At 43.7% G+C, this 25,053-nt stretch carries 29 protein-coding genes and 1 riboswitch; of the genes, 4 read left to right on the forward strand and 25 right to left on the reverse strand.

What is annotated here, in order from left to right:
• Nucleotides 1–11 precede the first annotated feature (11 nt).
• Genes CU635_RS01510 through CU635_RS01520 form a run of 3 tightly spaced genes read right to left on the reverse strand, consistent with a single transcriptional unit; the run spans nt 12 to nt 1,284 of the window.
• Nucleotides 12–326 carry a DMT family transporter gene (locus tag CU635_RS01510; RefSeq protein WP_101575400.1) on the reverse strand — a complete coding sequence of 105 codons (315 nt, stop codon included), beginning with the start codon at nt 324–326 and terminating at the stop codon, nt 12–14.
• Between the two features lies 1 nt (nt 327).
• Nucleotides 328–675: a DMT family transporter gene (locus tag CU635_RS01515; protein WP_101575401.1), complete on the reverse strand. Its 348-nt coding sequence runs from the start codon at nt 673–675 to the stop codon at nt 328–330.
• A 21-nt stretch (nt 676–696) separates the two neighbouring features.
• Entirely contained in the window at nt 697–1,284 is a 588-nt protein-coding gene (locus CU635_RS01520; RefSeq protein ID WP_101575402.1) for a TetR/AcrR family transcriptional regulator, read from the reverse strand.
• Nucleotides 1,285–1,444: 160 nt separating this feature from the next.
• Here CU635_RS01520 and CU635_RS01525 point away from each other — a divergent pair, with 160 nt between their 5' ends.
• The gene (locus CU635_RS01525) at nt 1,445–2,023 is read left to right on the forward strand and encodes a GNAT family N-acetyltransferase (RefSeq protein ID WP_373270861.1); all 579 of its coding nucleotides are present in this window, start codon (nt 1,445–1,447) and stop codon (nt 2,021–2,023) included.
• 147 nt (nt 2,024–2,170) lie between these two features.
• Here the strand turns inward: CU635_RS01525 and CU635_RS01530 are convergent, their stop codons facing one another.
• The 14 genes from CU635_RS01530 to CU635_RS01595 all read right to left on the reverse strand — a co-directional run bounded on the left by CU635_RS01530 (nt 2,171) and on the right by CU635_RS01595 (nt 14,586).
• Nucleotides 2,171–2,629 (reverse strand): histidine phosphatase family protein, encoded by a 459-nt coding sequence (locus CU635_RS01530; RefSeq protein WP_245917263.1) that lies wholly within the window; start codon nt 2,627–2,629, stop codon nt 2,171–2,173.
• A 72-nt stretch (nt 2,630–2,701) separates the two neighbouring features.
• Nucleotides 2,702–3,412 (reverse strand): ATP-binding protein, encoded by a 711-nt coding sequence (locus CU635_RS01535; protein WP_101575403.1) that lies wholly within the window; start codon nt 3,410–3,412, stop codon nt 2,702–2,704.
• 39 nt (nt 3,413–3,451) lie between these two features.
• A complete protein-coding gene (locus CU635_RS01540; protein ID WP_101575404.1) occupies nt 3,452–4,036 on the reverse strand; it encodes a cob(I)yrinic acid a,c-diamide adenosyltransferase in 585 nt (194 codons plus the stop codon).
• Nucleotides 4,037–4,038: 2 nt separating this feature from the next.
• Nucleotides 4,039–4,476, reverse strand: a complete 438-nt coding sequence (locus CU635_RS01545; protein ID WP_101575405.1) for a bifunctional adenosylcobinamide kinase/adenosylcobinamide-phosphate guanylyltransferase — start codon at nt 4,474–4,476, stop codon at nt 4,039–4,041.
• Nucleotides 4,428–5,051 (reverse strand): histidine phosphatase family protein, encoded by a 624-nt coding sequence (locus CU635_RS01550; RefSeq protein ID WP_101575406.1) that lies wholly within the window; start codon nt 5,049–5,051, stop codon nt 4,428–4,430. Before CU635_RS01550 ends, CU635_RS01545 begins: the two co-directional genes overlap by 49 nt.
• Complete coding sequence (gene cobS / locus CU635_RS01555; protein WP_101575407.1) at nt 5,009–5,797, reverse strand: adenosylcobinamide-GDP ribazoletransferase; 789 nt, start codon at nt 5,795–5,797, stop codon at nt 5,009–5,011. Before cobS ends, CU635_RS01550 begins: the two co-directional genes overlap by 43 nt.
• Nucleotides 5,791–7,293 (reverse strand): cobyric acid synthase, encoded by a 1,503-nt coding sequence (locus tag CU635_RS01560; protein WP_101575408.1) that lies wholly within the window; start codon nt 7,291–7,293, stop codon nt 5,791–5,793. Before CU635_RS01560 ends, cobS begins: the two co-directional genes overlap by 7 nt.
• Entirely contained in the window at nt 7,290–7,865 is a 576-nt protein-coding gene (locus tag CU635_RS01565; protein ID WP_245917265.1) for a bifunctional adenosylcobinamide kinase/adenosylcobinamide-phosphate guanylyltransferase, read from the reverse strand. The genes CU635_RS01560 and CU635_RS01565 overlap by 4 nt, the downstream gene beginning before the upstream one ends.
• On the reverse strand, nt 7,838–8,917 hold the full coding sequence (gene cobD / locus CU635_RS01570) for a threonine-phosphate decarboxylase CobD (protein ID WP_245917268.1): 1,080 nt from the start codon (nt 8,915–8,917) through the stop codon (nt 7,838–7,840). Before cobD ends, CU635_RS01565 begins: the two co-directional genes overlap by 28 nt.
• A complete protein-coding gene (gene cbiB / locus CU635_RS01575) occupies nt 8,898–9,863 on the reverse strand; it encodes an adenosylcobinamide-phosphate synthase CbiB (RefSeq protein ID WP_101575410.1) in 966 nt (321 codons plus the stop codon). The genes cobD and cbiB overlap by 20 nt, the downstream gene beginning before the upstream one ends.
• Entirely contained in the window at nt 9,860–11,332 is a 1,473-nt protein-coding gene (locus tag CU635_RS01580; RefSeq protein WP_101575411.1) for an adenosylcobinamide amidohydrolase, read from the reverse strand. The genes cbiB and CU635_RS01580 overlap by 4 nt, the downstream gene beginning before the upstream one ends.
• A gap of 3 nt (nt 11,333–11,335) precedes the next feature.
• Nucleotides 11,336–12,397, reverse strand: a complete 1,062-nt coding sequence (locus CU635_RS01585; RefSeq protein WP_101575412.1) for a FecCD family ABC transporter permease — start codon at nt 12,395–12,397, stop codon at nt 11,336–11,338.
• Nucleotides 12,360–13,337 (reverse strand): ABC transporter substrate-binding protein, encoded by a 978-nt coding sequence (locus tag CU635_RS01590; protein ID WP_101575413.1) that lies wholly within the window; start codon nt 13,335–13,337, stop codon nt 12,360–12,362. Before CU635_RS01590 ends, CU635_RS01585 begins: the two co-directional genes overlap by 38 nt.
• Nucleotides 13,338–13,527: 190 nt before the next feature.
• Nucleotides 13,528–13,714: riboswitch (cobalamin riboswitch) on the reverse strand.
• A gap of 95 nt (nt 13,715–13,809) precedes the next feature.
• Nucleotides 13,810–14,586: a hypothetical protein gene (locus tag CU635_RS01595; protein ID WP_101575414.1), complete on the reverse strand. Its 777-nt coding sequence runs from the start codon at nt 14,584–14,586 to the stop codon at nt 13,810–13,812.
• Nucleotides 14,587–14,880: 294 nt separating this feature from the next.
• Here CU635_RS01595 and CU635_RS01600 point away from each other — a divergent pair, with 294 nt between their 5' ends.
• Nucleotides 14,881–16,038 carry an FtsW/RodA/SpoVE family cell cycle protein gene (locus CU635_RS01600; protein WP_101575415.1) on the forward strand — a complete coding sequence of 386 codons (1,158 nt, stop codon included), beginning with the start codon at nt 14,881–14,883 and terminating at the stop codon, nt 16,036–16,038.
• A gap of 109 nt (nt 16,039–16,147) precedes the next feature.
• Here CU635_RS01600 and CU635_RS01605 read toward each other — a convergent pair whose 3' ends face one another.
• Together CU635_RS01605 and CU635_RS01610 are read right to left on the reverse strand one after the other, a co-directional pair.
• Nucleotides 16,148–17,476: a 6-phospho-beta-glucosidase gene (locus CU635_RS01605; protein ID WP_101575416.1), complete on the reverse strand. Its 1,329-nt coding sequence runs from the start codon at nt 17,474–17,476 to the stop codon at nt 16,148–16,150.
• Nucleotides 17,477–17,492: 16 nt separating this feature from the next.
• Nucleotides 17,493–17,819 (reverse strand): PTS sugar transporter subunit IIA, encoded by a 327-nt coding sequence (locus tag CU635_RS01610; protein WP_101575417.1) that lies wholly within the window; start codon nt 17,817–17,819, stop codon nt 17,493–17,495.
• 289 nt (nt 17,820–18,108) lie between these two features.
• On the opposite strand from CU635_RS01610, the gene CU635_RS01615 reads away from it, so the two are divergent.
• Nucleotides 18,109–18,483 (forward strand): DMT family transporter, encoded by a 375-nt coding sequence (locus tag CU635_RS01615; protein WP_101575418.1) that lies wholly within the window; start codon nt 18,109–18,111, stop codon nt 18,481–18,483.
• Between the two features lie 45 nt (nt 18,484–18,528).
• On the opposite strand, the gene CU635_RS01620 is transcribed toward CU635_RS01615, so the two are convergent.
• The 6 genes from CU635_RS01620 to CU635_RS01645 form a co-directional block, all read right to left on the reverse strand.
• Nucleotides 18,529–18,843, reverse strand: a complete 315-nt coding sequence (locus tag CU635_RS01620) for a PTS lactose/cellobiose transporter subunit IIA (protein ID WP_101665228.1) — start codon at nt 18,841–18,843, stop codon at nt 18,529–18,531.
• Between the two features lie 13 nt (nt 18,844–18,856).
• Nucleotides 18,857–19,615: a chitin disaccharide deacetylase gene (gene chbG / locus CU635_RS01625; protein WP_101575420.1), complete on the reverse strand. Its 759-nt coding sequence runs from the start codon at nt 19,613–19,615 to the stop codon at nt 18,857–18,859.
• 9 nt (nt 19,616–19,624) lie between these two features.
• Nucleotides 19,625–20,938 carry a PTS cellobiose transporter subunit IIC gene (gene celB, locus CU635_RS01630; RefSeq protein WP_373270862.1) on the reverse strand — a complete coding sequence of 438 codons (1,314 nt, stop codon included), beginning with the start codon at nt 20,936–20,938 and terminating at the stop codon, nt 19,625–19,627.
• Between the two features lie 49 nt (nt 20,939–20,987).
• Nucleotides 20,988–21,293 (reverse strand): PTS sugar transporter subunit IIB, encoded by a 306-nt coding sequence (locus CU635_RS01635; RefSeq protein ID WP_101575422.1) that lies wholly within the window; start codon nt 21,291–21,293, stop codon nt 20,988–20,990.
• Nucleotides 21,294–21,462: 169 nt separating this feature from the next.
• Nucleotides 21,463–23,391, reverse strand: coding sequence for a BglG family transcription antiterminator (locus tag CU635_RS01640; RefSeq protein WP_101575423.1), 1,929 nt, complete (start codon nt 23,389–23,391; stop codon nt 21,463–21,465).
• A 71-nt stretch (nt 23,392–23,462) separates the two neighbouring features.
• On the reverse strand, nt 23,463–24,323 hold the full coding sequence (locus CU635_RS01645; RefSeq protein ID WP_101575424.1) for a sulfite exporter TauE/SafE family protein: 861 nt from the start codon (nt 24,321–24,323) through the stop codon (nt 23,463–23,465).
• 237 nt (nt 24,324–24,560) lie between these two features.
• Between CU635_RS01645 and CU635_RS01650 the strand changes: the two genes are divergently transcribed.
• The gene (locus CU635_RS01650; protein ID WP_101575425.1) at nt 24,561–24,995 is read left to right on the forward strand and encodes a Dps family protein; all 435 of its coding nucleotides are present in this window, start codon (nt 24,561–24,563) and stop codon (nt 24,993–24,995) included.
• Nucleotides 24,996–25,053 lie beyond the last annotated feature (58 nt).

Consider the following 25,053-nt stretch of genomic DNA (forward strand, 5'->3'; position numbering starts at 1 on the left):
GGTCAGCCCTCTCATGAAACTGCTTTTAAGCCAATCACACTTATGATAATCATGGCGATGAAAAGAATTCGTCGCCAATTTCTGGGCTCGCCGAAAAATAACATCCCAAGCAGCACACTGCCGGCAGCGCCAATACCTGTCCAGACACCATAAGCCGTTCCGATCGGAAGCTCAAGCAATGCCTTTGATAATAAATAAAAGCTTGCAAAACCTGAAATTCCGCAAAGAATGCTATATTTGGTGCGGGTAAAACCATCAGAAAGCTTCATAAATATGACGAAGCCTACTTCACCCAGTCCAGCAAACAGCAAATAGATCCACGACATATTACGAAGCCCCCTCTGTTCTCTCATCTTGATCTGTTGATGAACGTTTCAAACCGATAATCCCTCCGAGCAATAAGGAAATAAACAAAACCTTCAGCAAGCCGGCCGGTTCACCCAAAAATACAATGCCGATTAATGCAGTGCCAGCTGCGCCAATCCCCGTAAACACCGCATAGGCCGTTCCTATCGGAATGGTTTTCATCGCTTTTGCAAACAACATGAAGCTGACAATAATTAACATGATTGTCACAACAGTTGGAACCGGTTCGGAAAAACCCTTTGAGTATTTTAACCCGAACGCCCAGCCAATTTCGCTAAGTCCAGCGAGCAGCAAATAAAACCAAGCCATGATGTGATTCCTCTCTTGTAATCAGGAATTGTTATTTTGCAGTATTCCCTGCCAGAAAATCGTCCAAATCGAGTTTCGCCGTTTTTCATATTCATCCTGATCGTAATAATGAGACTCCATTAACAATCCATCAAGCATGCAGTAAAACGTTGCGACCAAATCCTCCGGGTTTAGAGGGACAATTTCACCTGCATTTATCGCTGTTTTAAAGAAATCCGTGAGCCGTTCACTCGCTTTATTTTCAAAGCCGACAAACTCCTGTTTCATTTTTTCTTTAAGATGATTGGGCGGAAGCAGGACAGCTCTTTTGAAAAAAAGCTTTTCTTCTTTATGGTCGTTAAGATCTGTCAGTTCATTAAAGATCGTTCTTAGTATTTCCCCGGTTCGTTTATCTTTTTCTTCCATTAAAACATTTTCAATCGTCCGCATCTCACTGGACGCATGCTCACGGTAAATGGATAAAAACAAGTCTTCCTTTGAAGGGAAATGAGCATAAATAGACGGTGTCTTGATTCCAACCATTCTCGCTATTTCTGATAAAGCAGTGCCCTCATATCCCTTTTCAGCAAACAATTGCAAAGCAGCGGCCTTTAGTTTGTTAGAAGTCATTATTCCACCTTCCTAATTATCATTAGTTAGATTTTAACAACATAAAGTTTTTAAATCAACTGGAACAACTTGTTATAAAAATCTTTAGGTACATTGATACGAAAGTATTATTTCTAAAAATTCACAATATATACTATAATTTAGAAATACAAATCAGGGGGTGAATGCATTGAAATCATACTTACATATAGGAAAGAAAGTATCTATTAGGGAGATTACGGAAGATGATATCCCAGTGTTTTGGGAGTATATTTATGGCACGGGTGAGCCTGAGTGGAAGAAATGGGATGCCCCCTATTTTCCGCTGGCACCGATGAGCCTTGAGGATTACCGTATCCATATGCGGATGGTTTTAGAGGTTGATCCCGCGCCAAGAATGGCAATCGAAATTGACGGGGAGATTGCTGGCCAGGTTAGCTATTATTGGGAGGATAGGGACTCTCATTGGCTTGAAGCCGGAATTGTGATTTATGATTCAAAGTATTGGAATGGCGGCTATGGAACGGAAGCGCTATCGATATGGGTGGAGCACTTATTTCAAAGCTTGCCTCTTGTTCGTGTAGGAATCACAACCTGGTCCGGAAATAAACGAATGATGCGGGCCGCCGAAAAAATCGGGATGAAGTTGGAAGGACGCATGCGAAAATGCCGGTTTTATAACGGGGAATATTACGATTCAATCAGGATGGGAATTTTACGAGAAGAATGGAGAGAAAAAAAGGAGAGCCAGCTTCTTTAGGAGCTGGCGGTTTATGATATTGCTAATCTCTTAAATACATTCAGAAATTGTTTAACACCCCGTTCCTGCTCCTTTAAAAATACGCTTTGTGTGAAGTGTCCCCTTCCAGCAAAACTTTAAAGCTGCCTCGTTCGATCTGCACAATCGTCAAGCTCGCCCCTTCGATGACAGGTGGCTTCCAAACTTTTTTTTAAAAATCAACATCATCGTTTTTATGACGACCCCATGGCTAACAATCAATAGATTGCCTGCATCATGGCTAGCTTGTAAATCTGTTAGAAAACTGACGAGCCGCATCTTTACATCCTGAAAACATTCTCCATCAACACGCTTGTAGAGTGCAGGTGAATTCCGGTAATGGTCGTAATCCTCTCGATACAGCTCTTGAATCTGATCCTCTGTCATTCCTTGCCAGCAGCCAAGCTGAATTTCCATGAGCCGTTCGTCTTCAATAACAGGAATGGTCCTGCTCCCTTTAATGATCGTGGCCGTTTCTGCTGCTCTGCCGCTCGGGCTTGTATACAGAGCTGTGAACTCGAAATCATGCAGTCTTTCTGCAAGCAGCCCTGCATCTGCTATTCCCCGGGAAGTGAGCTTCGAATCCATCCGCCCCTGCATGCGCTTTTCGATATTCCACTCTGTTTCTCGTGCCTTGTGATGTATAGTGCCAGCATTTTTTCATCCCTTCAGCTGAATCTCCGAAAATAAATCAGCAGCTTTCCGGCGCAGTTTCTCTTCTCCGTTTTTGGAATAAGCGATTAAGAAGCAGGTTGATGGGCCTGATGATTTTTGTAAATCGAGATTGTTTTCACACACATACTCTTTTACATCGCAAAAATGAAGGAGCTCATGTAAAATCCCCTTCGAGCCAACAGGCATCACTTCTTTTACTTCATCCTGTTCGGTACACCATTGAAACAATTGAAGAGGAGCAATGGACTCGGGCTGCTCGACAACCTGATCACCAACCAGCGGCTGGCCGATTACTGCAAATCCGATATCATCGGAAAGGGAAAATTTCCGGTCTGTTTTGTTAAGCTTGCTCCCAACAACGATGATCCCTGCTGCAGATTGCAGCAGCTGAAAATTACTTTCTGTACTGCCGGATATCGGTATATGATCCAGTTCAAGCTCTCTTAGTCCTTGCTTAATACCGATGATCAGTTCCTCCCAGGCACTATCCCCGCTAAAATTATGAATAATGACTGCTAAAGGAGCACCGCCAGCCGCAATGCATTCCATCGCGGCAACGCGAAAACCATAATACGAAACAACCCCGTAAGGCACATGAACGATATCATGCTCCTTTAAACCAATTCCGCCGCTGTTATCACTGGCGATCACAAGCGACTCCCTTTCATTAAAAGGTAAAATGAGCGCATCCCTCACAGCCAGCCTCCTTCCAGCCATGCCATTCGCCTGTTCATTTCACTTGTCCTCCTTGCGCTTGCCCTCACGAAATACTTTTGCGCTTCTGATATACTCAACATCGTGTACGCCGGATCGAAAGTTAACGACCCTTGCCAATGCAAAAAAGTAGTCGGATAAACGATTTAAATATTGCAGAGTAATCGGCGGCATATTCTCATCAGCCTTCGCGAGCTTGACAACAAGGCGCTCAGTCCGGCGTGTAACAGTACGGGCAATGTGAATCGATGCGGAAGCTTTCGTGCCACCCGGCAAGATAAATCTTTCAAGCGCTGGTGCTTCTGCAATAAACTCATCAATTCTTTTCTCAAGGTACGTAACAGCTTCGTCGGTCAGTTTTAGCTGCCTGTTTTTCGAGATGTTCGCCAGATCACCGCCGCAGTCAAACAGCTCATGCTGAATCTTTTCGAGATCGTCCAACACATCGCCGAACAGCTTCCGGTCCAACTCTGCCATGGCCTGGCCCACATAGCAGTTTACCTCATCGACAGTTCCGTAAGCCTCGACCCGTGTATCATCTTTATCAACACGGCCACCAATTAAACTCGTTTGTCCCTTATCCCCTGTGCGCGTATAAATCCTCATCTTCATTCCCCCTGTTTGAGCTGTTTTGACATGCCGTACCAGATTAAATCAACCCTGCTTGAAAACTTTGCGATATCCTGATAAACCCAGCCGGTTAAATCGCGCCACTGTCTCGCGCCCGGATCGGCCGGAACGACCCCTTTTGTAATGTCAGCCCCGATCACCACGAACGTTCTTGCTGGATCCCCCGCTTCCCATGCGAGCCAATTCTGCAATAACCTCTGCCACTCTTCTCTTGAAGCATCAATGCTGCTATTGACATGGCAGTTTTTTAACCACTCTTCTATTCCTTCTAAAACCACCACATGCCCAAAAAATGAACCAGGAAGTGAATTACCTTTATAAGCCGATATCCAAAGATGTTCTTGTTCATTTAACTGATAAAAATTTTTTACCCACGCTGATTTTCCGTTAAAGGCACCGCCCGTAACAAAGTGCACCGATTACCACCTCCAAATGAGTTTAATGACCATTCAAGCTGATAACCTGATCCAAAGGGAATTTTCCATTCCCAAAAATTTTTTTCTTCCGGGGCATATGTCATCAGCAAATACCGGATCACCCCGCCGTGTGTAACAAGGGCTGCACTTTTTCTATGATCAGCAAGCATTTTATTTTGCAATTGGGAAAAGCCTTCTTCAATCCGTTCCGTGAACTGCCCAAAGGATTCCCCTTCCGGCGGCTGAACGGTGAACGGACTTGTCAGCCATTCCTGATAATATGAATCTTTTTCTAGTTCGAAATGGTTTTTACCTTCCCATTCGCCAAAATGCAGTTCGCGAAATTCGCTCATTGGCAGCAGGCATTTTCCCGGAAATAAAATCCCGGCTGTTTCCTTGGTTCGCATCAGGTCACTGGCGACGATCAGTTCATAATCCGGAATATGCTTGATCGCTTTAAGCTGCTTCACTCCCTCTTTGCATAATTGCGGATTGGTCCAGCCACAATAGGCCCCTTTTTTGTTTGCCCCGGTCATACCATGACGTAACAGTGCAACAACCATACGATCATCCATAGGAAAAACTCCATTCCTTCAGCAGAGGCCCCGACCACATCCCCGGTGACTCCGCCAAACCATTTGATGATTTTTATTTTTCCATACAATCCTGCACAAATAGATGTGGTAAGCAGAATAACCGCGGTCAGCAGCGATTCCTCGACAAAAAGCCAGCTTGCCACGATAATAACGATTGTATAGAGAAGGTAAGGCCATAAACTCTTCCTGTCCACCGCGTTCGCAAAAAATCGGGCCATCCCCTCCTCTCTTGCCGGCGGCAGGGTGACCAAGTAATAGCCCATCAGGCTTTTGCTCAAAAATGGAATGATCGCAACCACCCAGGCAGCAGCATTGATATCTGCATAAGCTGCCAGCTCATAAATGAACAAAAACTTCCCGGACAGTAAAACGATAACGGATAACACGCCAAAGGCACCTGTTCGCGGATCCTTCATAATTTCAAGGCGCTTATCCTGGTCCTGATAAGAAAAAAAAGCATCACTTGTATCGATCCAGCCATCAAGATGAATGCCGCCAGTCAGCACTATCATTAGCAGCCAGACAACAAAAGCTGTTGCCAGGGCCGAAAGCGGCGTAAACTCCGTGAGTCCGAAAAAAGCCCCACCAATGATCAAGCCTTGAAAAAGTCCCAGTAACGGAAAGGTTTGCACCGCTTTTTGCAGATGATGGGCGTCCATTGGCAGCTGGATGCGGATCGGAATTGAACTGAACAACTGCAGATTAAGCAATAATCCTTTCAGCATCGCGAACCGCTCCCAATCATCATTTCTTTTAGCGTTTGCCAATCCAGGTGCGGAGCAAATCGTTCAGCCAGCTCGTCATATTTCTGTTCCTTGAGTGTCTTCAGCATAACCGGCTTGTGCGTCTGCAGTCCTTTACGGCTCCGCAGCCTGTTCAGCCATTCACTGCGCCATTCATCATTATGAAACAGATGGTGAACGTATGTACCAATCACCCTGCCGTTAAGCTCGCATATTCCTTCCCGGCGATTGTCTTCCAGAAGCAGAAACGGCGTAAGCGATTCTCCATTTTCAGGGAGCGTTTGCCCGAGATGAATTTCATAACCTTCAATCGAAATTTCCTGATTTTTATAAAGCGAGCCCGATGCCCTGACTGTTATCTTTTTTTCGTAAAAAGTCGTAACAGCCGGAATCAAGCCAAGTCCAGGCACACTTTTGCCCGGTGTCCCGGTGTCCGATCCTTCCGCATCAATAAGTGTTCGGGACAGCATTTGGTAGCCGCCGCACAGGCCAATAATCGTACCGCCTTCTTGCAAATATTTGATGAGCAGCTGATCCAGCCCTTGTTTTCTTAAATAAGTTAAATCGCTTATCGTACTTTTTGTGCCGGGAATAATCACGGCATCAGGCCGTCCGAATGTTTTGTTACTGCCAACCCAGCGGATCGCCACATCCTCTTCGTATAAAAATGGTTCAATGTCGCTATAATTTGAGAGATAAGGCAATCTTAACACAGCAATGTCGAGGCCGGTTTTTCCTTGCAGTGAAAAACGATCCGGGAGCGACAGGGAATCCTCCCCCTCAATCATATGCTGATCAAGATAGGGCAGGACGCCAAGAACGGGAAGGCCGGTTTTTGCTTCAATCCAGCTTATTCCATCTGTAAAAAGCTCGCTATCACCGCGAAATTTATTAATGATAATCCCTTTTACCCGTGAGCGTTCCCGGGGGGATAAAAGCCCAAGCGTACCAACAATACTCGCAAAAACTCCGCCTCTATCAATATCTGCAATTAAAATGACCGGGACATCGGCCAGCTCGGCAACTTTCATATTAACAAGCTCTTTATCTTTTAAATTTATTTCAACCGGGCTGCCTGCTCCCTCCATGATGATAAGCTCGTAATCCTTTTCAAGCCTGGATAATGCTTCCTTGATCGTTGCGATTCCTTTTTCGTAAAAAGTGTCGCGATAGTCTCTTCCTGATAAAGTCTGAAACGTTTCTCCGAGCAGGACTACTTCAGCCTGCTGGTCAGAGCGCGGCTTTAATAGAATCGGATTCATCCAGACTATCGCTTCCGTTCCTGCTGCCTCCGCTTGCAGCCCCTGGGCCCGGCCGATTTCCTTACCGTCCGAGGTAACGTATGAGTTATTGGACATATTTTGCGACTTAAAGGGAGCGACCCGGTAGCCTTCACCGGCTAACAGTCGACAAATTGCTGTGACAATCAGGCTTTTGCCAACATCGGAGGCTGTTCCTTGAAACATAATTCCGTTCATTGCGGTTCTCCCTTCATCTCAACAGTGAGACCTGACTCCACCAAATAGGCGCTCCTTGCCTGGCGGACAATCCATTGATGGAGCTCGCCTAGAATTTTACTGTATGTATAAATGACTTCATTATCACGGATCGACTCATTCAATATCTCATTGCTGACAATGATCATTGCCTTACACCGTGCTGCTATCGTCATAATGCTTTCTTTGATTGAAATTTTCACATGCTGGCAATAGTCTCGTTCCCGCCATCCATCCTGTTCTGAAAACAGTCTGTTATTAAGATGAGTTGTTAAACAGTCAAAGAGGACTACCGAATTTGGCGTCAGCTCGGATGCTGCCTGTTCGAGCCCATCCGGGCATTCCAGCGTGATCCAACCGCTCCCGCTCTCCGCTCTTTCCTGCCGATGATGGGAGATCCTCCGCTTCATTTCCTCATCTTCCGTCCGTCCTGATGCAAGATAAAATAAGGATGATCCAGCTTGTTCCGCAAGCTTAACTGCTACGTCCTCTGCAAACCGGCTCTTCCCGCTTCTGACACCGCCTGTTATAAAGATGATTGAACTTGCCGCCATTCCTTAAGTACCTCCATCAGCCTGTCGTTATCTCCAGTTCTTTTCACCGCAAGCCGGAGCCAGCGTCCGTGTAAACCTTTAAAATTGTATGTATGCCTCGCTGCGATTCCCTGTTCCAGTAAAAACTTCAATAATGAAAGCTGATCATTAAGAAACGGATCCTGCAGCAAATAGAAGTTCACGCAAGAATCAGAAAATCGATAGCCGCTCTCTTTATAGAAATGAAACAGTCTGCGCCGTTCGGCTTCAATATATTTACGGCTATCCGTTAAGAACGGGCCGCTGTTTAAGCATTCTACTCCAGCGGCAAGCGCGACACTGTTGACACTCCAATGCGGCTGGAACAACGATACTTTCCTGATTAGTTCATGATCAGCGATTAAGTAGCCGAGCCGTAATCCCGGAATGCTGTATATCTTCGTTAAGGATCGGAGAATCAATAAGTTAGGAAAATCCTTCACAAAAGACACAAACGAAGCTTCATCCTCCAAAAAATGATAAAAAGCTTCATCAATGATGACAAAAGTATTCATTTTAAAGGATTCTTCGACAATTCCTTGAATCGCAGTCCGCGAAAAAGACTGGCCGGTCGGGTTGTTGGGGTTACAAATAAAAACAGCATCCGCCCAGTTTAGCTTATGTAGTACGTGTTCCACATGAAGATCCCAATTTCCTTCTTCAAGAAAATGGTGGATGATTGTGCAGCCTGACGCTCTGCATGCTGTTTCATATTCACAGAAAGATGGTTCGATAATCAATATTCTTTTCCCGGCGAGCCATCTGCCGATAAGAGCAATTAACTCCGCCCCGCCATTTCCAAGCAGAATCGAGTTTTCTGCTAGATCGTCCTGAGCGGCAAGCAGCGAGACGAGTTGGGCTCCTTCAGGATCTGGATAGTCTATTATTTTCGTAAACATTTCATTCCATTTCTCTTTTAATGCTGGCGGCGGACCGAACGGATTTATATTGGCGCTGAAATCGCATATTTGCCGGGGGAGATCGATATTCAAAGTCTTGTATAAGGAATGGGGATTAGAACCGTGCAATGGCATATTCAAACGCTAGACCTCCCAGCCATAGTAATAATAAGAATAATAGAGATGCCCGCTTCATTAACGTAATAGAAGATAAAATATGTTTCTTTTCAAGAGAGAGAATTGGATCACCCATTTTTGCGCGGAAAGAAACAATTCCTTTATAATAGTTCGTTCCGCAGAGCTGGACGCTGAGAATTGCCGCGCATGCCGCTTCACACCAGCCACTGTTCGGGCTTGGATGCTTCTTTGCATCGCGAATAACTATTTTCCATGCTTGTTTTCGGCTTATCATTGCCGGTTGCATGCAGACAATCATCAACAAGGAAGTAAGCCGGCTTGGTAACCAGTTGGCGACATCATCAAGCCTGGCTGACGCCCAGCCAAACTGCCGGTACTTTTCATTGCGGTAGCCAACCATCGAATCGCATGTATTAATCGCCCGATAAGCTACAGAAAAAACAGCGCCGCCGAGCAAGCCCCAAAACAAGGGTGCGGTCACTCCGTCACTTGTATTTTCCGCAACGGTTTCAACCGTTCCGCGGACAATCTCCTCTTGATTAAGCCCATCCGTATCCCTGCCAACAATATAAGAGAGCTTCCTTCTCGCTTCCCCGATTTCACCAGCTTTTAGAGGCTTGTAAACATCAAGAGCTGCTTCCTGCAAACTCTTTTGCGCAACTGTCGTCGAAATTAATATTGCCTCCCAAGCGATCCCGGCTGCCGGATGGATGGCATAAAAACCAACCACACTTAATGCAGTGATCAACATAACGACTGTTAGGACGATTAAAACCATCCCAACCCCTTTCCACTTTCGAAACTGCCCTTTATTCCATTTTCTATCCACACATGCAATAAGAGACCCCATCCAGCGAACAGGATGCGGCCATCTTGGTGGATCTCCGACTAACCAATCAAGCATAAAAGCGATTGTAACGGCTGCGAGATGATAGAGAATCATCGTTCAAGCCTGCCCTGATATTTTTGCAGCGCTTCAACGGTGCATTCGTAAACACCTTTGCCAACGAGCTTGCCAAGTGGGGTAATCGTCCCGCCGAATTCCTGGAGCTTGCCTCGCTGGGAAGCGGCGATCATGATGCTGTCCGTTGAGGATCCGGTAGCCAGCGTTCCCGTCAACCGGTCGTAAACCTGCTCATTTTGCAGCCCTTTCACCTTTGCTTCTGTTGCAGTCATAAGCGCCTGAATGAAAGCCTCTTCACTGAGGGTTCCATTGATAAAAACCCAGATGTTGATCGTGCCGGGCTGCACAATTTCGTAACTGTGCCGTTCACTTTGCGACGCATCAATCGCATTTCCTGCTCCCGCTGTCACGACGATAAATACGGATAGGCCATCATCTTTAAAAAGGCGATAAGCAGCATCCGCCAGATTGACAGCCGTCATCATTCCGACCGTCTCGCCCGGCTCATAGCCGTTTTTTTTCAAAAACTGTGCCATCTCCTCACGATGGTCGCTGCAGTTATAATCCTGATTAACGTGACGGTTTATAAAATTTTGATACCAGCCTGTCCCCGCACCTGTTACCCCTGAGGACATCGTCCTGAGCGGAGCTGGTGCATGAAGCTCAATCATTTCGTCTGAAATTTTTAAAAAGCGTTCATCAATCTCGATGTTCAATTGGCCATCGGAATCCAGTTCGGGAATCATCAGCATTTGCGGTTTCGGAACGTTTGGATGGGGATGCTTTTTCACCGCGGTCCCGTAAACAGCCTGAATCCGGTCCTCCTGCAATACCTCGTTCGGGATATCGTTAATGCTGACCTCTCCGTTATTCAACAAGAGCAGCCTGTCACAATACAGCCCCGCCAAATTTAGATCATGAAAAATAGAAATAACGGTTAAGTCCTCTTCTTTTGCCATTTTTCTTAGTAAATCCAGCAAATCCTTTTGATAGGAGAGATCCAGATGATTGGTCGGTTCATCGAGTAACAACATTTCGGGCTGCTGGGCAAGCGCCTGGGCTAAATAGACGCGCTGGCGCTCCCCGCCGGATAGTTCCGAAAGATGATGATCCTGAAATGAGTCAACACCAGTTTGTTTCATCACTCGTTGAACAATTGCCTCATCTTCTTCGTTCCATGTTTGAAACCAACCCTGCTGATGGGCATATCGGCCAAGCGAAACCGTATCTTTCACCGAATAAGCAAACACCTCTGAAGAATGCTGGGGCAAAACGGCGACCGTCTTTGCGAGCTCCCTTGTAGCATAGCTTGAAATAGGTTTATCTTTTATCAGAATGCTTCCGCTTTTAAACTCGATGATTCCGCTTATCATCTTGAGTAATGTCGTCTTGCCGCTACCATTCGGACCAAGGATCCCAAAAAGTTGACCTTTATTTACTTTAAAAGAAACATTTCTTAAAATCGGATCCCCGGAATAGCCTCCAGACAGATTTTCGATCGTCAGCATGCTCTATCCACTTCTTTCTCTTCTTCTTCTCAGCAAAATCGCAGCAAAGACAGGCGCCCCAATTAATGCGGTGATAACACCGATCGGCAGCTCTGTAGGCGAGATAATCGTTCTCGACACCAAATCTGCCAGAATTAAAAAGCCGCTTCCGGTGATCATTGACAATGGCAGTAAATGTTTATGGTCCGGTCCCCACAGCAGCCTTATTAAGTGTGGAACGACAAGGCCGACAAAGCCGATCGTTCCGGATACAGACACGGCAGCACCGGTTAAAATCGAACCCGCTACCAGAACTATGTGCTTTCGCCTTTGCACATTTACGCCCAAATGCTGCGCTCGTTCCTCCCCAAACGACATCGCATTCAGCTCTTTTGCATTCATCATCAGCAAAAGTACTCCAACGATAAAAAACGGCAAGAAAATGATAATATAATCCCAGCCCCGCATTGAGACGCTCCCCAGCAGCCAGCCAATGATTTGGCGCAGCTCCTCACCTGTTAAAGCAATCATTAAAGAAATCAGTGCTCCTAAAAAAGAACTAAAGATAATTCCCGTTAAAATGATCGTTTCCACTCTCATCGACCGATCTATTTTTCTTGCAAAAAATAAGACAGCAAAAATCGTCGCAAACGAAGCAAGAATACTAAAGACAGGCAGTGTGAACATCCCGGCAAATGGGAGAGTGATCTGAAAGAAAAGCACGACAACCGCGCCAACTGAAGCCCCCGATGAAACGCCAAGTGTATAAGGATCTGCGAGCGGATTCCGTAACAAGCCTTGATAGGCGGCTCCTGCAATTGCAAGAGACGCCCCAACAAGTCCAGCGAGAATGACTCTCGGCAGCCGGATATTCATGACAATATTTGTGTACATCGGTTCTATTGTCCCGCCTATCGGTACTTGGAAAACTTTCGCAGCAATGATTTGGAAGATTTCGGTGACAGGAACCGAAACGGTCCCGACCGATATTCCCATCAGGATTGCAAAAAATAGAAACAATCCTGATAAAACATAAGCAGCTGTGCGATTATTCTCCAAAAATGTCCGGATAAATGGCCTTTGCAAGTTCCTCTACTCCTTCAGCAAGACGAGGGCCTGAACGGGTTACCATGTCAGAGTTTACATCCACTATTTGTTGACTTTGGACGGCCTTCACATCTTGCCAGCCATCCCGGCCCATCACTGCTGCGACCGGATCCCCCGTATATGTGCCATGTGTGGTTAAAACGACATCAGGATTTTTTTCAATAACAGCTTCCTGATCGATCTCAGCCCAGCCTTCCAAATCAGCAAAAGCATTCTTTGCATTGACGATTGTAAGCATTTCGTCCATAAATGTATTCTTTCCGGTAGTAAAAATCGGATCTGTCGAGACCTCAACGTACACCGTTTTCCGATCTGTTTCAGGAATATCAGCCGCTTTGTCCTTTATCTCGTTGATTCGGTCTTTCATGTCTTTAACAATGCGGTCGGCTTCATCAGACTCTCCAGTTGCCGTCCCGATCATTTCAATAGAATCGTATACTTTATCGAAGCTCGTCGCGTCATTGACAACCAAAACCGCAATACCTGCATCTTTTAATTGCTGAAGGCCTGCTTCACCATTATGGGCACTTGACGCGTGTGCCAGGACAAGTTCAGGATCCAGGGAAATGATTTTTTCAACATTAAACTCCATACCGCCAATTTTTTCCTTCGATGCTGTCTCTTCGGGATAATTGTCAAAGTCAGAAATACCGACAATTTCATCCCCTAAACCTAGTTCGAACGCAATTTCCGTATTGCTTGGCATAAGCGAAACGATTTTTTCAGGCTTGTTCTCTATTGTTACTTCTTCTCCGATCCCATCTTTAATCGTGACCGGAAAAGCAGCCTTTTCTGATTGATCAGTTTGTTCTTCTCCACTGTTGCCTGAGTCTGGAGCAGCTTTCTCTGTTTCTCCACAAGCAGCTAACAAACCAACTGAGAGCAGTAGTGCAAATAATAGTGAATATAGTTTTTTCATGTGCTTTCCCCCTACTAAAATATGAACAAACCCCATCCCCTCTCCGAATGTAAATGGGGCATTGTCCGTGTACTCAACGAAAAATAAAAAAAGCACCTCCACGAAATATGGAGATGCGGTGAGGGCTTGTCAATCACAATCCAGTTGCGAACTGTGAACCTTCACACACCTCCCTATCCTCGTAGGTTTTATCGGTGCAGAAACTCAGGCAGGTCTCCTGGCTCATGGTCATCACTTGCTGCATCCTTCCCGTACAATTGCTGTACAGTGGCTTTTTGCAGCTTGCTACCATTTACAGTGGCGGGACCGCGTTGGAATTTTCACCAACTTCCCTTTTAAGTCTTCATTAGAAAGACACCTGGTTCTGTTCGTATGTATTAAATTTTCCGTCAGATTGATTATACACTATCCCTCCGACAAAAAAGCAAGCTTTATCTTCCATAGACCTTGATAAAATCAAACAGGAAAGACACTAATTCGCCAAAACTTGCCACTCTTTCTGTTTTTTATCGTAAATCAGTTTTGCATCTGATCGTTGTCTGCGTACTTGCTGATAATGGTCATACATATCATCCATGTTGGCATAATCGCCGAGTACCCATATCGGAATTTCGATTCTGCTCCTGCTGTGGACAGCGTCCTTCAAGGAAAATAAGACCCCTTCCTTAATATAGCTTGACAGGGAAAACAACAGTTCTTTCGTTACTGGCGGGTATGTGCGTTTTTTCCTCATGCCGAGAAGTGTTTTCTCCATTTTCAAATGGGACAGTTTCAGCGCGGTTGCGTTGCCAAGCATATAGTAAAAATCATTAGTATTCCGGTAATAAATTTTATTAAACCAGCCATCGTCATGGGCTAAATAAACGAATTGGTTGCCAAGATGGCTATAAAAAGGGCGCTTTAAATGCTGCTTTAAATGCCCCAAATAAAGCAACTCGGCGATTTCCTGGCCGGATAATTCATCTAAAGCATCCAGCTCATCAAAGTCCAGCCAACAAAAATCGCCATAGCTATAAACATCATCCTTGATCAATTGTCCGACCCGCTCCTTTGGAACATATTCAAGGGACGTGTGCATATTAAAATCGCCGTCATCAAAACGATGCTTCAGCAATAACAAATGGTTCAATGGTTCGGGCAAGGATATAGCGAATTCATAGAACTCAATCCCATACGACATTACATATTGACTTCCCGTATTCAGATGAACATAAATGAGATCCCGAAATTCCTGATTATGCTTTTTCAATGGCGAAACCCCCGCGCAAGTTTAATACCAGCTTATAAGAAATAGACAGCTTCAGGCGAAACTGTCTAACTTTAACCAACTTAATTGTATCTTTTTCATTTTAGCAAAAATTTTCAATAATATCTCTTTTAAAAACCCATCTTTTTATTAGACCTTATTTTCTGAAAAATAGTTTCACTTTTTCAACGAATTTCTAAAAACTATTTACCGTTACACGGAAACTTAATGCAAAAATTTTTCGTCTATATTATATACGGGCTTACAGAACGATACTGACAGAGAACGAGGTTGAAAATGAATAAAAACCAGGCGAATTTTGATGCTAATTTATTATTTATTATATTTTTATTTATGATCATCAGCTGTGTGTCAATTTATAGTTCTCAAAAGTACTTGCCATATCCGGATAATTTCGCAATGAAGCAAGTTGTCTGGTATGTGGCCGGACTAGTTATATCGACTGCCGTTTACTTTTTTGATTTCGATCAAATTAAAAAAATTTCGGTCTATTTATATTTATTTGGAGTGATGCTTCTGTCTGTTTTAATTGCAGCTCCGGAAAGTATTGCACCAGTCACGAAAGGTGCTAAATCATGGTTTAATTTTGAAGGCATTGGTACGATTCAGCCGTCAGAGTTTATGAAGGTGTTTCTGATCGTGTTCCTGGCAAAATTGATTGCATCACATAATGAAAAGTTTTTGGAGCAGACCATCCGCACCGACCTTGTCCTGATTTGCAAAATCGTCGCAGCCACTTTGCCGCCGCTCGTGCTGATTTTAATGCAGCCTGATGCCGGTACAGCAATGGTTATCTGCATCATCATGATTGGTATGTTGTTGGTATCCGGAATTCATTGGTTAATTATTGCTAGCATGGCATTATTATCGTTAATGGTTCTGGGAGTACTTGTTTACATTTATGTGAAGGTTCCGGATCTTTTATTGCTTTTCCTCGATCCTTACCAGTTAAACCGGATTGAATCATGGCTCGATCCTTTTAAATACCGGGAAGGCATCGGCTATCAACTGGCAAATTCAATCCTCGCAGTAGGCTCTGGAACCTTGTATGGAAAAGGCTTTGACAACGCTCAGGTCGTGGTACCGGAAGCGCACTCTGATTTTATCTTTACAATTATCGGTGAAGAGTTCGGTTTCCTCGGAACAAGCATTGTCGTCGGCTTATACTTTATTCTAATTTATCGAATTATCATTATTGCCCTGCAAAACAAAGGAGTATTTGAATGCCTGATCGCCGCAGGAGTCATTTCCATGCTCACCTTTCATATTTTCGAAAATATCGGCATGGTGATCGGACTCGTACCGATCACAGGCATCCCGTTGCCATTGCTCAGCTATGGCGGCAGCTCGCTTCTAGGGTCTTTATTGGCGTTAAGCCTTGTTTTAAATATCTCGGCGAAAACGAAGAGGTATATGTTTGGGAATAATCAATGATTTGTTTTTCGATCGACTGCTATTTTCGTCATTAGGAGAAATTTGTATAACAGGAACAAAATATGGATCCGGTGCTTGAAGCACTGGATCCATATTTTTTTAACCATGATTATGCCTCAATCTTCTTAAAAAACTGCGGTAAGTGCTCTTTATGTGCTTCCATCATTTCGTCTAAAATTTCCCGGCCGATCCTATCGGACGGAGTCAAAGGATTTATCGTCATCGCCAGCAGGGCTGTATTATAATCGCCCGTGACAGCTGCCTCGGCAGCCACTCTTTCAAATGACTTAATTTGCTGAACAAGCCCGCGGACCGGGACGGGCAGATCTCCCATCACAATTGGTTTAGGACCGTCCTTTGTAATGACACAGCTTACTTCAACTGCAGATTCATTCGGGATACTGGCAATAGCCCCGTTATTCCTTGTATTAACAGGCTGAATATCGCGTTTATCATTGTAAATGGACGTGATCAGGCGTACTGCAGCATCTGAATAATAGGCTCCGCCCCGCTTTTCAAGTTGCGGCGGTTTAATATCCAGGTTGGGATCTTTATAAAGCTCGAACAATTCTTTTTCGAGCTTTTGGACTACTTCAGCACGGGTTCCTTCTTTTTCTGCATTAGCAACATCTTTATCGATCATTTCTTTTGTTTTGTAATAGTACATATGATAGGGACAGGTCAAAATATTTAATGCTTTAATGAATCCCGGTTCCCAGCCCAATCCTTGAATATTCTTGACGAAGCTGCTGTTATTCGGGTCTGTCAACAGATCAATGACTTTATCCTTTACACTCTCTCCGTCGACATAAACATCCAATCCATAAACCATATGATTCAAGCCAGTAAAATCAATACGGATGCGCGAATGTTCCACATCCAGTAATTTGGCGATTCCCATTTCCATCCCGATTGGAACATTGCACAGGCCGACGACTTTTTTAATGTTGGAATCGCGCAGTACTGCTTCTGTTACCATGCCTGCCGGATTCGTGAAGTTAATCAGCCAAGCGTCAGGACATAACTCTTCCATGTCCCGGCAAATTTCCAAGATCACTGGAATTGTCCGCAACCCCTTAAATAATCCGCCTGGGCCGTTCGTTTCCTGGCCAAGCACACCGTATTTCATTGGAATTCGTTCATCTTTTGCGCGTGCTTGCAACAATCCTACCCGGAACTGAGTGGTGACGAAATCTGCATCTTTTAAAGCCTCGCGGCGATCAAGTGTTAAAAAGATTTCTATTGGCAGACCCGCTTTTCTGACCATCCGCCTTGCGAGATTGCCAACGATCTCCAGCTTTTCCCTGCCTGCTTCAATGTCGACCAACCAAAGTTCACTTACAGGAAATTCATCATACCTTTTAATAAAACCCTCGACAAGCTCCGGTGTATAGCTTGAACCTCCGCCAATGGTTGCGATTTTTATACCCTTTTTCATTTCTTTGTACCTCCACCTATTTTGAAATTTTCTCTAACGTGATCATTTCATATAAGTCTACAAATTCAGTGGCTAAATCTTTCAATGTAATAGCATTCATTAAGTGATCCTGGGCGTGAACCATCAGAAGCGAAACTGTCGCTTGTTCTCCCTTTGCTTCTCCCTGTATTAACGAAGTCTGGAATTTATGCGCTTCATTTAATGCATCTGCAGATTCCAGCAATTTTGACCTTGCCGCCTCGAAATCGCCCTGTTTGGCAGCTGCAATAGCTTCCATCGCCGAGCTTTTCCCATTTCCTCCATAAAGGATAATTTGAAAAATAATCCCTTCTAATTCTTCCAATGCTTTCACCTCCGATGTCAAAGGAACTTATTCATATGAGATTGACAATCCCTTATCGCTCCCTCCATTTTCGTCATGAGGAACGTCGTGCTGCTGGCGATTATTCTTATGATGCTTGTTTCGTTATGCCCCGATGATTTCAGTTTATTGTAAAAACGCTTACATTTACACTTATGCTTTTTCCTTTAAGCAACGGAAAAAGTTGATCCTTGATATTTGACGAGATATTCAATGACAGGTAAAGTGAATCATAGCACGAGGCAGCAACGATAAATCTGGAGGTTTTCCCATGAATTCTTATTTGTTATTAGCTATTGCCATTATCTCTGAGCTGTTTGGCACTTCGATGCTAAAAGCATCTGAAGGGTTTACACGAATACTGCCCAGCATTGGTGTCATTTTAGGCTTCGGTGTAGCTTTTTTCTCCCTGTCGCTCTCTCTCAAAACGATCCCATTGAGCATTGCATATGCTATTTGGTCGGGAGTAGGAACCGCTGCAACTGCTGTTATTGGAGTATTAATCTGGAAAGAAAAAATCAGTTTTAATATGGTTGCAGGAATTGTCTTGATCATAGTTGGTGTTGTTTTACTCAATTTAAAAGCGCCATTGCATGAAACGTTTCAGGAACAGGGGCCAGGAAACGAGCAGCAGCATTCCAGGTAATCTAGGAAAGATTGATGCTGCCCCGTAAATCGTTTTGATTTCAGTCTATGTTTCTAGTACCCGTTCATAGAGGTCGACAAATTCCGCAGCTAATTCCTTGATAGTCATGGCATTCATTAAATGATCCTGGGCATGGACCATTAAAAGTGAGACTTCATTCTTAACACCACTTATCTCTACCTGGATTAAAGATGTTTGGATATGGTGCGCTGAGTTTAAAGCCTCGCCCGCCAGCTGCAGTTTTTTTCTCGCTTTTTCAAAATCCCCTTGTTTCGCTGCAGCTATCGCTTCGATTGCCTCACTTCTGGCATTTCCTCCATGAAGAATCAATTCAAAGATGATTTGTTCTTTGTTTTCCAATTGCTTCTCCTCTCTATACAAAGGACTGGTTAAAAGCCTCTTTGTAAGTAACCAATTCAACGCCCTTTTCTGCGACAGCGCTGCGGACATTGTTATCTGTTAGTATCGCAAGCTCACGCACTCTTTGAAGGGCGTAGGAACTCCCGGTTAAAAGCGGTTCGTCAATATATGCTGGATGGCACATTAGTTCAGCGCTTTCATAAGAAAGAGATTGATCAATTAGCTCCAGCAAGTGCTCCGCAGTTAAACTGTCCCCATAAAAATCCGGTATAAAATGCTGAACTGTCGACAATTCAATATTGCTGGAATGTTGCAGGTCAGCTGACACCTTTCGAACCGGAAGATGATATTTTCTGGCAAGCTTGCTGACAATCGGAAATATCTTTTCGTGGCCATGAAGATGATGGTGGCTGTCAAGATGCGTCGGGCTCAGACCGAACGAAAGAAATTTCTCAATTTGGCTCGTGTATTCTTTTTCAATATCCACCAGTTCAGCAACCTCGATCAAAGCATTTGCACGATGAAAATCCCCTTTTTCATTAATAAGCGAAGGGACATTTTCATTCACAGGCCGGCCACAATCCAGCACTAGATGAATTCCTACCCCGAGGTTCGGGTTTTGTAATGCAAGCGCTGCGGCATGCCGGGCGCCAGGCATATTTGTCATCAAAGTGGCTGAAGTAACAATGCCGTTTTGATATGCCTCGATAATTCCAAGGTTAACCCCTTTTGAATATCCAAAGTCATCTGCATTGATAATAAGTTTAGTCATTTTCTCCTCCTATGCATTTATCACTTTATTTTCTTCGCCGCTGATCGGTACAGCACCCTGTTCTTCAGCAAATTTTTGCTTATCCCACATCCTGAAAAACGGGTAATAAATAGAAAATGCAATCACGAAATTGACGAGTTGAATGACGATTCCGGAAATTTTTCCGCCTGTTGCCAAATATCCTCCGATAAATGGCGGCATTGTCCATGGAACGGCAATTCCCGCCGGCTTGGCAACCAGCCCGGTTCTCATGGCAATATAAGTGACAATGACAGTCGCCAGCGGTGTTAATATGAATGGAACAATCATGATCGGATTCATCACAACCGGCATTCCGAACGTGATCGGTTCGTTTATGTTGAATATACCCGGTCCAACCGCCAATCGTCCAAGCTGTTTCATCTGCTGGCTTTTCGCGAGGAAAACCATCGAAAGCACAAGAGCAAATGTAGCTCCGCTTCCGCCCAAGTGAATGAAAATGTCAAAAAACTGTGTTGTAAATATATTAGGAACCTCTTCACCTGCTTGAAACGCGATACGGTTTTGGTCCATTGCCGATAACCAGATTGGAGACATAACCCCGCCTACTATCGTAGCACCGTGCAATCCTGTTGACCATAGTAAATGGATTAAGAAAGCTGCAACAAGGCTGCCAATCAGACTTCCTCCCAAAACACCAAGCGGTTTCCCCAATAGAACCCCGACGATATTATGCAGGCTTTCAAAATCGGTTTGTTCTACTATTAAACGCAATATCCAGATTAGTGCGATAACAATAAAGCCAGGGATCAGGGCAACGAACGATTTACTCACCGCCGGCGGTACGCCATCAGGCATTTTGAAAACAATATTTTTTTGGATAATCCAGCGATAAATCTCTGTAGAAAGAATGGCAATCAACATTGCCACAAATAACCCTTTACTGCCCATTAGTGCAGAAGGAATAGCGCCTCCTACCAAAATAGCTTCAGTTGCACCTTCAGGAGTGAATGAGATTTCATAAGGAGTTGCCAGTAAGAAGGCCGCCACTGAAATTGCCCCCGCTGATAAGGCATCTACAGAATATTTTTCTGCAAGTCTGTAGGCGATCCCAAAGGCCGCGATGATCGCCATAATATCAAATGTAGCCCCTACCGGATAAGTGAGTTTTGTCAGCCATGCCTCTCCAAATGTGCGGGCCATGAAATCCGCATATCCCGGGATGGGCAGAAAACCTAATATTAAAAACACCGAACCGATAATGATTAACGGCATACTTAAGATCAATCCATCGCGCAATGCTTGCAGATGCCTCTGCCCTGCTATTCGCGCCGCTGTTGGCATAACTTTGTTTTCTAACACACTATTAAATTTGCCCACATTTTTCACGCTCCTATTTAGAAACTAATTGTTTAGCAAACTTTAAAACCTCAGCGCCATTACATGTACCATAGTGCACGGTATTTATGACATCGACTGGAATACCCTTTTCTTCGCCCAGCTTCTTAAATGTCGGAAGCAGATAGCGGACCTGCGGACCGACAAGGAGCACATCAGCCTCATCAATATGATTTTTGACCGCATCGCCCGGTACCGCCCAGATTTTACAATCCTGACCCTGTTCTTCCGCACTTTTCTCCATTTTGGTTACTAAAAGACTTGTCGACATTCCTGCTGCACAACATAATAGAATGTTCAAAACATGACCCCCTTTTTGAGAATAAAAGTAAAACTCTTTCGTAATCCAATCTTATTATGGAAACGCTTTCAATTACACACATTGTTTTTCCTTTGCATAACGGAAATCATTGTTTATTTCAAACCTATTGAAAAAACCACCGGCCTCAATTAGCACGAGGTGGTGGTTACTATTGACTGGCAAAGACACTTGTAAAATCTTTGTACGTTCTGCACCGTACCAATTGTTGGACAAGACTTGCATCATCGACTACTTTTCCTAGCAATCTGTACATTTCTTGCAAATCTGAGCTACTGTTTTTTTCAACACATAATAAACAGACAAATTGCACGCGCTTATTTGCCCATACAATTGGCTTTTGCAAAGTACAGATTACCCAGAAAGTTTCCTCAGTCTGCGGCACCATCGGATGCGGAATGGCTACCATATTACCGAAGCAAGTCGGGGATAAAGCTTCCCTTTCAAAAACCGATTGAATAAAAGTGTCATCTACCAATCCATATGATTTCAGCATATTTTCAAGAAAGAGCAGAACTTCGTCACGTGTTTCAAACTTTTCTTGCAGAAAGACTAATTCTTCCCTCGTGTAGTCAATCGTTATGTCCGACCGATGATTGATGACCATTTCAATTCTATGAAAATCCTTTCCGCCCAGAATCGTATTGACCTCTATAACGGGTATTGGCAAAGGCTCCCTGATCGGAATTGTACTGACGATAAAATCAAGTGTATCAAATGGAATCTCGTTTATCTTGTAATACTCAGTTGTGCCTACTACCTCAAGTGCCCCGCTAAACTTAGACTGCAGCTTGTAGAATAATAGCCTGGCACTTCCAAGACCTGAAGCACATACAATCATGCATCGTTTTAACTGGTTGTTCATATTTCTGCGTTCTATAGCTGCCCCAATATGAAGCGCAAGATAAGCAATCTCACTCTCATGAACATCAATCCCGATCTCTTCCTTTATAACCATCCCAGCCAGAATTCCTGATTCAAATGCAACGGGATAATTCGATTTGATCTCGTTAAGCAGCGGGTTTCGCAAGTTCATACCATATTTATAACGATTAATCGCAGGTTTTAAGTGTAGGCTCAAGCCGACAACCAGCTCTTTATCCTGTTTAACTCCAAGCATGAGTTTGTTTTCAATCTTATCCAGTATCTTCATAGTCAGGTCATAGATGCTTTTATCAAGAAAGTTTTGAATCTCTTTGTCACCTATATTCGGATTGGCAACGATTTTAGTGCCCATCAAATGAATCGCTACATAAGCAATTTCAGTTTCCGGGAACACTACCTGCAGCGCGGAATCGATCTTTTTGACTACCTCTTTGGCAACTTCATATTCTTTCTGCTTCATGATATCCATAAATTCGTCAGGATAGATTGATACATAATTGCCATTTCGTATCCGTAAGCATGCAATCGCAATGTGAATAATCAGATTATTTAAGCCGATATCCGATAAGGTGATTTTATTTTGTTTTACCTCATCGAGGATAATGTTTCGAACAGCGTCCATTTCTGCACTAGGCATAATCGAACTATGAGCAATCATATCGTGTTCAGTCCCTCTGCGCCGAAAAATGTATTCAGACATACAAAAGCGCAGCTTTACTTCTTCTCCTCTTAATTTCACACCATAATTAGGCCGCTTTTCTAAAACAATCCCGTAGGCCTGTAATATTTTCTTTACTTCGCGAAGATCATTTTGAACAGTTGATCTGCTGATGTACAATTCATCAGCCAACTCATCGAGCTTTACAAATTTGTCCGAAAGCAACAAGCGCTTGATTAAATAACGGATTCTTTCTTCCGGCAAGGTTGGAAGGTCCTCGTGAAGGGAGCTGTTTTGAAAAACTTCTTTTAATAGCTTTAGAAAACGCTGGTCGTCGTCAATTCTGAGCTCATACCCGCTCCCCCGCACTGATTTAATTCCAGCCCCATTCGCTGACAGTAGCCTGTCCAGCTCTTTAATATCGTTTCTAATGGTTCTCGACGTTACTTGAATCACATTAGCTAAATATTGACTGGTTAATGAATTCCGGGCTGCCATAAGTTCACGCAAAATACTGCTCAACCGGGCATTAAGCATTTTGGCCCCTCCATCCGGTTCATTGAGTGATTTCAGCTTCCTGAACATCATCTGTTGTGTTTTTTTCTATATTATACTGCATCCTTCACTCCAGTTTTCAATTTTACAAATGATTTCGTAAAAAAGAATCCAATAAACAGGGCCAATATGCCAAGGCCAATCATGCTGATTTCCATTAATTTAAGAACTACGCTTAACAATGTAGCAATATAAAGGAGCGCCATGTAGACTTTAATTTCCTTTTGTTGATAATAGCTCGTCAACTTTGCCCCAAACTGGGAGCCAAGCAGACCTCCCGCTGCGAGAAGCAGGCCAACGCGGTAATCAATTGAGATCGTAAGGGCGTAGGAGATAAACCCGACACTCACGATCATTAACACCGCAAAAAGGCTTGTCCCGACAGCCTTTTTCGGGTGGAAACCAAGAAACGCAATCGTTAACGGTACAATAATAAAGCCGCCGCCCACTCCGAGAGCAGTTGAAATAAAGCCGCCAAAAAAGCCGATCAACGCCAGCTTTATGTATGAGGGATGAGTTGCCGCATTGCTTTCGATTATGGCTCCGTTAGCGCCCGTCAGCATTTTAAAGGCAAAATAGCTTAATAAAATTATATAGAAAACAGGAATGACGATTTCATCAAATCCTCTTCTTTCCAAGAAAAAAACGAAAGGCCGGGCAAATTGGGTCGCGATGACTCCGCTGCTCCCAAGAATGAATCCTTCCTTCCACAAGATATTTTTCAGACGAATATGGCCGGCTATTCCTGAACCGGATGTTGCCATTGAATAAAAAAGGCTCATGGTAATTGCCACGATAGGCGAAAAGCCAAGCAATAATAGAATCGGTGTCAGGATAAAACCGCCGCCTACTCCGAAAAAACCAGAAAGGACACTGATGATTGCACCTAAAATAAAGTAAAGTATAATTTCCAACGTTAACACCCTTTTATATGCGTATGTAGTTACGCTGTCAATTTACGTACATGCTCTTCTATTATCACCCTTTTTCACTTCGACCTCAACAACGGAACCGAGCATTATTGTTTTTTACTATAAACACGTTTTAAATTATAATTATATTTATTTTATAATTATTATAATTTAGTATTGATTTTAATATGTATACAGGATAAAATACAAATAAGCTCACATTCAGGAGGGATTTCTATAATGACATTACAAAAACTATTAAACACACAAATTGCGAATTGGAATATTCTTTATACAAAATTGCACCGTTTTCACTGGTATGTAAAAGGGCCACTATTTTTCACCCTTCATGAAAAGTTCGAAGAGCTTTACACGGAAGCTGCCCTTGTTATAGACGAAACAGCTGAACGGTTGTTGGCGATTGGCGGCGAACCGATAGCTACCTTGAAGGAATATATAGAAGCAGCAACATTGCAAGAAACAAACGGCGAAACAACAGCGAATGAAATGGTCCAGTCACTTATTGAAGACTACAGAAAAATAAATGAAGGTTTACAAGAGGTGGCAGTCCTTGCCGAAGAACAAAATGATATCATTACCAATGATCTTGCTATCGGCTTGATTCAAAAAGTTGATAAACATATCTGGATGTTAAATGCATACTTAGGGGAATAAAAAAAAGATAGGTGCCGCAATTCGGCACTTATCTTTTTTTAGAAAAACAATTCTAATA

Source organism: Bacillus canaveralius (assembly GCF_002860125.1).
Lineage (GTDB): Bacteria > Bacillota > Bacilli > Bacillales > Cytobacillaceae > Bacillus_BJ > Bacillus_BJ canaveralius.

Excerpts from the sequence above, each read along its gene's own strand:
- CU635_RS01510 (WP_101575400.1), bottom strand. The coding sequence starts at position 326 with ATGTCGTGGATCTATTTGCTGTTTGCTGGACTGGGTGAAGTAGGCTTC.
- CU635_RS01515 (WP_101575401.1), bottom strand. The coding sequence starts at position 675 with ATGGCTTGGTTTTATTTGCTGCTCGCTGGACTTAGCGAAATTGGCTGG.
- CU635_RS01520 (WP_101575402.1), bottom strand. The coding sequence starts at position 1,284 with ATGACTTCTAACAAACTAAAGGCCGCTGCTTTGCAATTGTTTGCTGAA.
- CU635_RS01530 (WP_245917263.1), bottom strand. The coding sequence starts at position 2,629 with ATGGATTCGAAGCTCACTTCCCGGGGAATAGCAGATGCAGGGCTGCTT.
- CU635_RS01540 (WP_101575404.1), bottom strand. The coding sequence starts at position 4,036 with ATGAGGATTTATACGCGCACAGGGGATAAGGGACAAACGAGTTTAATT.
- CU635_RS01550 (WP_101575406.1), bottom strand. The coding sequence starts at position 5,051 with ATGGATGATCGTATGGTTGTTGCACTGTTACGTCATGGTATGACCGGG.
- cobS (WP_101575407.1), bottom strand. The coding sequence starts at position 5,797 with ATGCTGAAAGGATTATTGCTTAATCTGCAGTTGTTCAGTTCAATTCCG.
- CU635_RS01560 (WP_101575408.1), bottom strand. The coding sequence starts at position 7,293 with ATGAACGGAATTATGTTTCAAGGAACAGCCTCCGATGTTGGCAAAAGC.
- CU635_RS01565 (WP_245917265.1), bottom strand. The coding sequence starts at position 7,865 with ATGGCGGCAAGTTCAATCATCTTTATAACAGGCGGTGTCAGAAGCGGG.
- cobD (WP_245917268.1), bottom strand. The coding sequence starts at position 8,917 with ATGCCATTGCACGGTTCTAATCCCCATTCCTTATACAAGACTTTGAAT.
- cbiB (WP_101575410.1), bottom strand. The coding sequence starts at position 9,863 with ATGATTCTCTATCATCTCGCAGCCGTTACAATCGCTTTTATGCTTGAT.
- CU635_RS01580 (WP_101575411.1), bottom strand. The coding sequence starts at position 11,332 with ATGCTGACGATCGAAAATCTGTCTGGAGGCTATTCCGGGGATCCGATT.
- CU635_RS01590 (WP_101575413.1), bottom strand. The coding sequence starts at position 13,337 with ATGAAAAAACTATATTCACTATTATTTGCACTACTGCTCTCAGTTGGT.
- CU635_RS01600 (WP_101575415.1), top strand. The coding sequence starts at position 14,881 with ATGAATAAAAACCAGGCGAATTTTGATGCTAATTTATTATTTATTATA.
- CU635_RS01605 (WP_101575416.1), bottom strand. The coding sequence starts at position 17,476 with ATGAAAAAGGGTATAAAAATCGCAACCATTGGCGGAGGTTCAAGCTAT.
- CU635_RS01615 (WP_101575418.1), top strand. The coding sequence starts at position 18,109 with ATGAATTCTTATTTGTTATTAGCTATTGCCATTATCTCTGAGCTGTTT.
- chbG (WP_101575420.1), bottom strand. The coding sequence starts at position 19,615 with ATGACTAAACTTATTATCAATGCAGATGACTTTGGATATTCAAAAGGG.
- celB (WP_373270862.1), bottom strand. The coding sequence starts at position 20,938 with ATGCCAACAGCGGCGCGAATAGCAGGGCAGAGGCATCTGCAAGCATTG.
- CU635_RS01640 (WP_101575423.1), bottom strand. The coding sequence starts at position 23,391 with ATGCTTAATGCCCGGTTGAGCAGTATTTTGCGTGAACTTATGGCAGCC.
- CU635_RS01650 (WP_101575425.1), top strand. The coding sequence starts at position 24,561 with ATGACATTACAAAAACTATTAAACACACAAATTGCGAATTGGAATATT.